Annotated in this window: 6 protein-coding genes; all 6 read right to left on the bottom strand. The window is 50.6% G+C overall.

Annotated features, from left to right (window positions below; genetic code table 11):
* Positions 1-204 precede the first annotated feature (204 nt).
* The 6 genes from CSR04_RS23940 to araA all read right to left on the bottom strand — a co-directional run bounded on the left by CSR04_RS23940 (position 205) and on the right by araA (position 8305).
* Complete coding sequence (locus tag CSR04_RS23940) at positions 205-1554, bottom strand: serine hydrolase domain-containing protein (RefSeq protein ID WP_102798881.1); 1350 nt, start codon at positions 1552-1554, stop codon at positions 205-207.
* A gap of 217 nt (positions 1555-1771) precedes the next feature.
* Positions 1772-2428, bottom strand: a complete 657-nt coding sequence (locus tag CSR04_RS23935; RefSeq protein WP_172449474.1) for a substrate-binding periplasmic protein — start codon at positions 2426-2428, stop codon at positions 1772-1774.
* 276 nt (positions 2429-2704) lie between these two features.
* Complete coding sequence (locus tag CSR04_RS23930) at positions 2705-4606, bottom strand: family 43 glycosylhydrolase (protein ID WP_102798885.1); 1902 nt, start codon at positions 4604-4606, stop codon at positions 2705-2707.
* A 66-nt stretch (positions 4607-4672) separates the two neighbouring features.
* Positions 4673-5878: an aldose epimerase family protein gene (locus CSR04_RS23925; protein WP_102798879.1), complete on the bottom strand. Its 1206-nt coding sequence runs from the start codon at positions 5876-5878 to the stop codon at positions 4673-4675.
* Between the two features lie 68 nt (positions 5879-5946).
* Entirely contained in the window at positions 5947-6531 is a 585-nt protein-coding gene (locus CSR04_RS23920) for an HAD family hydrolase (protein WP_102798878.1), read from the bottom strand.
* A 271-nt stretch (positions 6532-6802) separates the two neighbouring features.
* Positions 6803-8305 carry an L-arabinose isomerase gene (araA, locus tag CSR04_RS23915; RefSeq protein ID WP_102798877.1) on the bottom strand — a complete coding sequence of 501 codons (1503 nt, stop codon included), beginning with the start codon at positions 8303-8305 and terminating at the stop codon, positions 6803-6805.
* Positions 8306-8312: the final 7 nt, after the last annotated feature.

Here is an 8312-nt window from a genome sequence, read left to right as displayed (position 1 = left end):
ACTCCTGATAGTGTAAAAGCGTGCGTGCTTATTACGTGTATCCCTCTTGGGGGAGGGAGTCCATACATCTCTGTGGTTAATTCAATTCAGAGCGCCTTTAAGAGGCTTCACAGACATTCATACAGGCCTGTCGACTTACCGAAATTGGCTTTGCCCGGTTCTTTTGCTGGCCTATATTTTCAGCCGCGCATGGCATCACCAGCACTACTCCACAGCCCCAATCATCTGATAAACCTGCTGAAGAAAAGGCGTGTACAGATCTTCGCGGTCATACATATTGAGGTAAAACAGGCTGACCATCTGCTGCTGTGGATCGATCAGAAATTCGGTGCCCATCATCCCGCCCCAGGCGTAGGCTGAATTGGATATGGCCGCCACTGGCTTGCTGTTGTCGTTAAACAGCCTAAAGCCCAGGCCAAATTCAAATCCATTCCCACCGGAGTTGCTTGCAGGCAGACGGTTAACAGCAGTCATCATCTCTACGGTTTCGGGTTTGAGGATCCTCTGGCCGTTAAATTCACCGCGGTTCAACAGCATCTGGCAGAATTTAGCGTAATCGGTGATGGGGCCGTTAAGGCCTATAGCGCCTTCGGCGTAAGTCTGCTGCTGGCTGACCGCCCCCTGACTGTAATAATCAGGGCGACGCTCTAAGGTGCCGTTCACCAGGCTGTAGGCTTTAATAAAGCGTTCTTTCTTGTAGGCACTGTAGTACCAATCGGTATCCGCCATCCCCAAAGGTTCAAGCACCGTTTCTTTAACATACTGGCGCAGCGGTTTACCGGAAATACGCTCAATCAGGTACCCCAGCATATTGGTACTGATGTGGTAGTCCCAGTCAGAGCCCGGTTCAAACCCCAGCGGATACTCAGCCAGCGCCAGCATTTCTTCACTGAGGTAGGCGGCATTAAAATCGCCTCCGCCGGAGTGCTGACCATGGGGGATAAAATCAGGTTCAGGTGAGCCGAAAAAGCCCAGTGGCCGAGCGTCACCCTGGAGCTTTTGACTACGCATTTCCCCCGCCAGCCGGGCACCCAGCCCGGAAGTATGGCTCATCAGATGCACAAAGGTCATGGGGTTGTTAACTTTCCTGATCAGGTAGTTGCCATCCTTATCTTTACCCGCGATCAGGGTATCCGCTATACCGGGGAAGTAGTCGGCAACGGCATCGTTAATATCCACCAGGCCCTGCTCAACCAGCGTCATAAAGGCCACCGTTACCACGGCCTTGGTCTGGGAAAACAGCACGTAATAATCGTCCAGAGAAGCTGCTATCTTGTTGTCTGGATCTTTCCAACCATGAGCATTGGCATACACTACTTTGCCGTCCTTAATCACCATAGCCGCAAGACCGGGGGTCTTTTTCTGCTCGATATAGGAATGCAGCAAAGCGTCCATTTCCGGGTGGGAAACCACGCCCACGTTAAAGGTACTGGTCTGACTATAGTGGCTTTTGGCCTGAGACTTAATACCTTCATCCGGGCGTTGTTGCGGTTGACTGCAGGCAGTAAGGATCATTGCCAGTAGCGCGGGCAAATACCAGTTTTTTCCAGTCATGAAAACAGTCCTTTTGTATACAGCAGTGGAGCACCAAAATAACCCTGACGTCTCGGAAAAGCTTTTATGTTATTTAAATTTTCCCGCTATTTAAATGAGCCATTACAAAAAAATACCTGACAATAAATTACCAGCTTTGGCTATAGCAACATTTATTAACTCTAAGAAGAATAGGATACATTAGATGATTCCATACTTTGGATTTTTAGTTACTAAATTATCTGAAAACATCTAAAATTTCACTTGCATTCTTTTCAATTGATGAATTTATATCAGACAAAATCTCTAGTCCTACTGTCTTTCTGCTGAGTATGTAGCTAACCGGCACTACACTTACTGATACTCCAGTATTTACTACATTTGGATACTGATTATCGGATACCATATAATTTCCAGACAGAACGTCTTCCAGAACAAAATCAACACGATTAGCATCAAGCAAGCTAAAACGTTTTTTCGCATTAGGAAGATTGATGTATTTCAGCATCTTACGCTTCTTGAGCTGCGAAATCATTTCTCCGTAATAACTTCCCGAGTTAATCCCAAAAATCATTCCTTTCCTGGCTAGCGCCTGAATATCAAACTGAGTTTCAGATACAGACTTGTGCGCATAGACAGACATAATTTCAACTCTGTAAGGCGCTGAAAAATATGCGTACTTTTTTCTATCGGCAGTCTCGGTCGCTGCGACCAGCACATCCACCCGCCCTTCTTTTATTTCCGCCAACATTCTTGACGAGTTAGGATAAATTACAAATTCAGCACAAATCTTTGCCTCTTTGAATACGAGATTTATGGCATCAATTTCCATCCCGGAAAATTCACCATCTTCATATAGGATAAACGGCGGCCAATATAACTCATTAATACCCACTCTAAGCGTCCTTTCGCAGGCGTTGGCAAAGGAAAGCAGACTTCCACACAACAATATAAGAATGCAAGGGAGAGTCCCTTTCACACCAATACCAATTTATTTGCTCTTAAAAGATAGAAAAACATCATCAATCACCCAACTTTCAGAGAAATTGTCGTCAAATCACATATAAGTATGACGTAAGTACCTTCCTTGTCGAGTCTGAGCTTCCAATAAAGGATAATTTTTCATACGCTACATTAGCAATGGGCACTACGCGCTTTGCTACGTTCTCCTTCAATCTGGTTGGCGTAAATGAAACACCTGGCAGCGATTTTCCAGTTTTGGTCCCTGGGCCAGGTTAGTTCCTTCCGCCAGGCCACAGTTGGCCAAATTGATTAATTGCCTGGAATAGCGGTTTTCCAGCGCCACCCCACCGCCCTGTTTGGGAGTCAGGCGCCATTGGGCCGTTTTGGCCGCGCAGTCGGCCAGTTGCAGATTGGCACCAGGCACCACCGCATCGGCCTCGGTGGCCAAACACAGGGAAGGGGCATTTTGCGGCTTTATCTGAAAATAGCCGGTATCGGTATGTTTGAAGGTCCAGCGCTGATTATCGCCGTGGGTCCAGGCTGCCTGCTGCACATTAGCGCCTGCCTGGTTACTGCTGACGGCAATAGTTTTACCGGATTGCTGACTAAGCAGTACCACCTCGCCCATGGGCTGTAAGCGCCATTGGTTACAGGCACTGTCTGACTGCTGCAATACCGCCTGGTTAGCCGCAGCCGAGCAACCAGCCACACCCAGTGCCAGGCCGGTATGACGATTTTTAATCTGGGTGTGACCGTCCTGCCCCGCTTCCAACGACCATTGCTGGCAAGCGTTATTGCGCCAGGCCGCTTCCTGAATGCGGGCATTATTGGTCGCGGTACAATTGGCCAGCTCCAGAAATTTACTGCTTTCCCCATTGGCCAGGCGGTAATAGCCGTCGGTGGTTGGGTCCAGGATCCAGCGGCCGTTATTGCCCCTGCAGTTGGCCTGCAAAGCTCGGCTGTCCTGAGGATCGGACGCAATATCCAGACACAGCTCACTGGTGGCATTGATCAATTGATAAGCCTGGCCCTGCACGCGGGTGACCAGCGGTCCATCTTCACCTGAAGGCGGTGATACCACCACGCCCGGAGTCAGTGGGGTGCCGAAGTTTGGGGTACCGTCCTCGTTCCAGGTGAATTTCTGCGCACGTAAAGAACGGGTGGCACTGCAACCATGTTCAACAGAATCATTGCCATGGTACACCAGCCATTCCTCGCTGCCGTCTGGGGACCGAAAAAAGCCGTTGTGGCCCGGGCCGAAAACAGTATCGGTACGGGAAAATACCGGCTCAGGGTATTTTTTCCAGTGCTGGCGGTTTAAGGGATCGTCCCCCACCAGTTCCATCAGCCCCAGTTTATAATCAGGGGTATTACAGAAGCTGGCCGAATACGTCATAAAAGTGCGACCGTGGCGTTGCAGAATTTCAGCGCCTTCGGTGACTTTGCGACCGCTGATTTCCCAGTCCAGTTCTGGCCGGGTCAGAATGGTATGGGGCGTACCGGGTTTAAGACTCCAGGGCGTATCCATCTCGGCAATGATATTAAGCTGCTCATCACCCTGCCACTGAGAATAAATAACGTACAGCTTGTTGTTATGCACCAGATAGTTACCGTCGATATTCCACACGTCAGGCATCAGGGCCCCTTTGTATTCATACGGGCCCATAGGGTCATCGCCAGCGCTTTCCAGTACATTCAGATGTTGATGATCCAGGCTGCCATCCTGACCTGCGGTGTACATCATATACCAGCGATAGCCATTGGGGCCTTGCAGACGATGAAATTCAAATGCCCAGAAGTTACAGCAGCGTTTCGGATCGGTATCGGACCAGATATTTACCGGAGTGGCGTCGGCCAGCCCTTCCAGGGTTGGCGATTTACGCATCACCAGCTCTGAGGTCCAGGTGGTGGTGGTCAGATAATAATTGCCGTCCCAATATTCCAGCCAGGGATCGGCGCCGTTGGGAAATAACGGGTTGGTAAAACTGCCCGGCACTTGTATGGCCGGTTTATCAGCCTGGACGATCTGGTTCGACGTGCTGCTGCAGGCTGCCATTGCCAGGGCAATCACAGGCAACAGACAGCGCAATGACTTCACTAGGTTATTCATCAGTATATTCTCGTTACTCGGTCGACAGCGGGTGGCGTTGGCACCTCGCATCAGGTGTTTTGGCCATTACTCAGTGGTAAAGCGATAGACGATTCGGCTCTGGTAAGTCTGTCCCGGGCGCAATACTGTGGAGGGAAAATGGCTCTGATTAGGTGAGTCAGGATGGTGCTGGGGCTCCAGACAAAATCCGCTGCGCTGCCCATAGTCAGTCCCTTTGCCATTCAGACTTCCATCCAGAAAGTTCCCTGAATAAAACTGCACCGCTGGCTCTACCGTCAAGACTTCCAGCACCCGACCAGTGGTAGGTTCACTTACCCGGGCTGCCAATATCAGTTCATTGTCGGGCTGGGCCTTTAATACAAAGTTATGATCATAGCCAAGACCTAGTTTTAACTGCGGATGGTCAGCCTCAATATCCCGACCAATGGCCTTAGCGGTACGAAAGTCAAAGGGTGTACCTGCCACAGCCATAAATTCGCCGGTAGGAATAAGACCCTCACCTACTGGCGTAATGCTAGCAGCGGGAATCATCAGTTGATGTTCAAGAATATCGCCCTGCCCGGCCAGGTTGAAATAACTGTGCTGGGTCAGGTTGATGATAGTCGGCTTATCGGTGGTGGCACTAAAACCTATATCCAGTTGATTGTCGTTGTCCAGTTCATAAACCACCTGCGTCACAAGCGTACCCGGGTAACCCTGGTCGCCGTCCGGGCTTATAAGCGTCAGAGTTACGCCGACGCTGTGCTCGGTAGTAAAGGACTGCATATCCCATACTTGTTTGTCAAAGCCCTTTACGCCACCATGCAGGTGATTCACGCCATCGTTGGTATCCAGTTGAAACGTCTCACCATCCAGACTGAAACGCCCATTGGCAATACGGTTACCATAGCGGCCAATCAGTGCACCAAAATAAGGGCTACCTGCCACATAGTCGTCAAGACTGTCCAGCCCCAGCACAATATCATCCAATTGGCCCCGGGCATCCGGCGTCAGCAAACGGGTGATAATACCACCATAACTGATCACATCCAGTTCCACCCCCATGGCGTTTTTCAAGGTAACCAATTTGACTTCGGTACCGTCTGCCAGATGACCATAAGGGCGCTCGCTAATACTTTGTGATGCTTTCATTGCTGCCTGTTCTGCTTTTACGGGTGAAGTGACTGCCGCTGAATGCTGCGACGCTGGACTGCACGCACCTAACATGGCTGCGGTGATCAGCCCCACAATATAATGTCTGGCACAGGGCGACAGTGGCGTTGTTTGTTTCATGATTAACCTTTTTGCAATCAATTTTATACTTTTATATTACAATAATAAGTATGAAAGAAAAAGTTTCTTTAGCACTGTATGTAACCGTCTTTTACCAGAATACAATCCATACCAGCCTCTTCGGCTGCCCTGCGGCCTATGTCGGTATCTTCAAATACCACGCAGGCTGCAGGTGGCAGATTCAATAGCCTGGCAACGCTTAAAAAGGTTTCGGGATGAGGCTTGCCATGCACAACGTCGGACGCGGTCACCAGGGCATCGATATTGTTCAGTAAACCCGTTTGCTCAAGCAGCTTTAGCGCATGGGGGCGCTCAGCTCCCGTACCTATGCCAATTTTCATTGTTGGCCGGTAATGGTGCAGCACTGCGACTGTCTCATGTATCAGGGCCGGCAGCCTGTCCAGTTGCTCCCAGAACTGGCGTTTTTGCTCAGCCACCTGTTTAGGGTCATGCTCCAGTTGATATTTGTGATTAAGGATTTCTACGGTTTTTCTGGTCGGCACACCGCCAAGACTGTGCATATAGTCAGGATCAAAGGGATAACCAAAAGCCTGACAGGTCATTTGCCAGGCTTGCATATGCGACGGCATTGAATCCACCAGGGTACCGTCCATATCAAAAATAATGCCCTGATAACGGCTTAAATCCAGCATGGTTTCTCCTTCTAATCGCTAAGCGTTCATCTCAACAGAAAGGCCAGCCAATCAGCGGGGGACACAATCCCACCAACCAGCCGGCCCGGAAAAGCACTAAACCACAGGAACACACAGGTTTAAGGAGCAAATCCGGTTCGCAGAACTCGCCAATAAGACATCCTTATCACTCACATTATGTCGCGGTGAACGAGAGATTATCAGGTGACTGACAGGGATTTCCCCTTCCCCTCGCTGTGCCCTCTGTGTCTGTGGTGAGTCATCTCTCCCCTTACAAGCCCTGATTCAGATGATAATAAGCGGCGCTCTGACGCAGTTCATTTTTCAGTGTGCGGATATTGGTGCTGTCGTCGATTACCACCGTTTCCACTCCGGCCATATCGGCAAAATCAATGATCATGTCTGTGCTGACCGACTGGCTGAACACCGTGTGGTGGGCGCCACCGGCGTGGATCCAGGCAGCTGCAGCCACTGACAGGTTCGGCTTAGGCTCCCACAACGCAGAGGCAACAGGTAGCTGCGGCGTATTGGCCGGTGGTGCCACGGTATCCACTTCATTTATCAGAATGCGGAAACGGTTACCCAAATCAATAGGTGATACGTTAATGGCCGGTCCGGTGGCAGCACTGAACAACAAGCGCGCCACATCACACTTCACCCCGATAGTATGGTGATGCACTTCCAGTCGTGGCTTCTGTGCGGCGATGGACGGACAGACCTCAAGCATGTGTGCGCCCAGCACCTGATCGCGACTACCAAAGTTATAGGTGTAATCTTCCATAAAGGAGCATCCTCCCTGACGGCCCTGCCCCATCACTTTCATAATGCGCACCATGGCCGAGGTCTTCCAATCGCCTTCGGCACCATAGCCATAGCCGTTGGCCATCAGCCTCTGGGTGGCCAGCCCTGGTAAACCAGTCAGCCCGGCCAGGTTTTCAAAGCAATTAGTAAAGGCACCAAAGCCGCCCTTATCCAGAAAACGCTGCATGCCCAATTCCAGACGCGCCTCGTTTTTCAGCATCGTCAGTTGGTATTCATCTTCAAACACCGCCGGGGCAATCACATAGTCATGCCGGTACAATTCGATTTGCGCCCTGATGTCGGCATCACTGATTTCGTTTACCACCGCCGCCAGATCGGCCACGCTGTAGGCATGCACTTCATAGCCAAACTGGATCTGGGCCGCCACTTTGTCACCTTCAGTTACGGCGACCTGACGCATATTGTCACCAAAGCGGGCCACCTTCAGATTGCGGCTCTCGTCCCAGCCCAGTGCGGCCCGGCACCAGTCGTCCAGGTCTTTTTGTACTGTCTGGCTCTGCCAGTGTCCGACCACCACCTTGCGCTCCTTGCGCATACGAGTGCCGATAAAACCAAACTCCCGGCATCCATGAGCACTCTGGTGAGTATTCATGTAATTCATGTTGATATCGGCCCAGGGTAACTCGGCATTGAATTGGGTATGCAGATGCAACCAGGGTTTACGCAGTTCATTCAGACCGGCAATCCACATTTTGGCGGGTGAGAAGGTGTGCATCCACAGAATCAGCCCCACACATTCCTTACTGGCATTGGCCTGCTGGCAGACCGCGTGTATTTCCTCCGGTGTCTTTACCGTAGGTTTACACACCAGCCTGACCGGCAAATTGCCATTGCTGTTCAGACCATTAACTATGGTCTCACTGTCATTGGCGACAGTCGCCAGTACCTTGGGACCGTACAGGTGCTGCGAGCCTGTAACAAACCAGATTTCTTTATTTGCAATGTTGTGCATAACCACC

This window comes from Bowmanella denitrificans (assembly GCF_002887595.1).
Taxonomy (GTDB): Bacteria; Pseudomonadota; Gammaproteobacteria; order Enterobacterales; family Alteromonadaceae; genus Bowmanella; species Bowmanella denitrificans.
This window is presented reverse-complemented; position numbering and strand designations above follow the sequence as displayed.

What these genes read in the sequence shown, in the direction of transcription:
- CSR04_RS23940 (WP_102798881.1), bottom strand. Translation starts at nt 1,554, where the DNA reads ATGACTGGAAAAAACTGGTATTTGCCCGCGCTACTGGCAATGATCCTT.
- CSR04_RS23930 (WP_102798885.1), bottom strand. Translation starts at nt 4,606, where the DNA reads ATGAATAACCTAGTGAAGTCATTGCGCTGTCTGTTGCCTGTGATTGCC.
- CSR04_RS23925 (WP_102798879.1), bottom strand. Translation starts at nt 5,878, where the DNA reads ATGAAACAAACAACGCCACTGTCGCCCTGTGCCAGACATTATATTGTG.
- CSR04_RS23920 (WP_102798878.1), bottom strand. Translation starts at nt 6,531, where the DNA reads ATGCTGGATTTAAGCCGTTATCAGGGCATTATTTTTGATATGGACGGT.
- araA (WP_102798877.1), bottom strand. Translation starts at nt 8,305, where the DNA reads ATGCACAACATTGCAAATAAAGAAATCTGGTTTGTTACAGGCTCGCAG.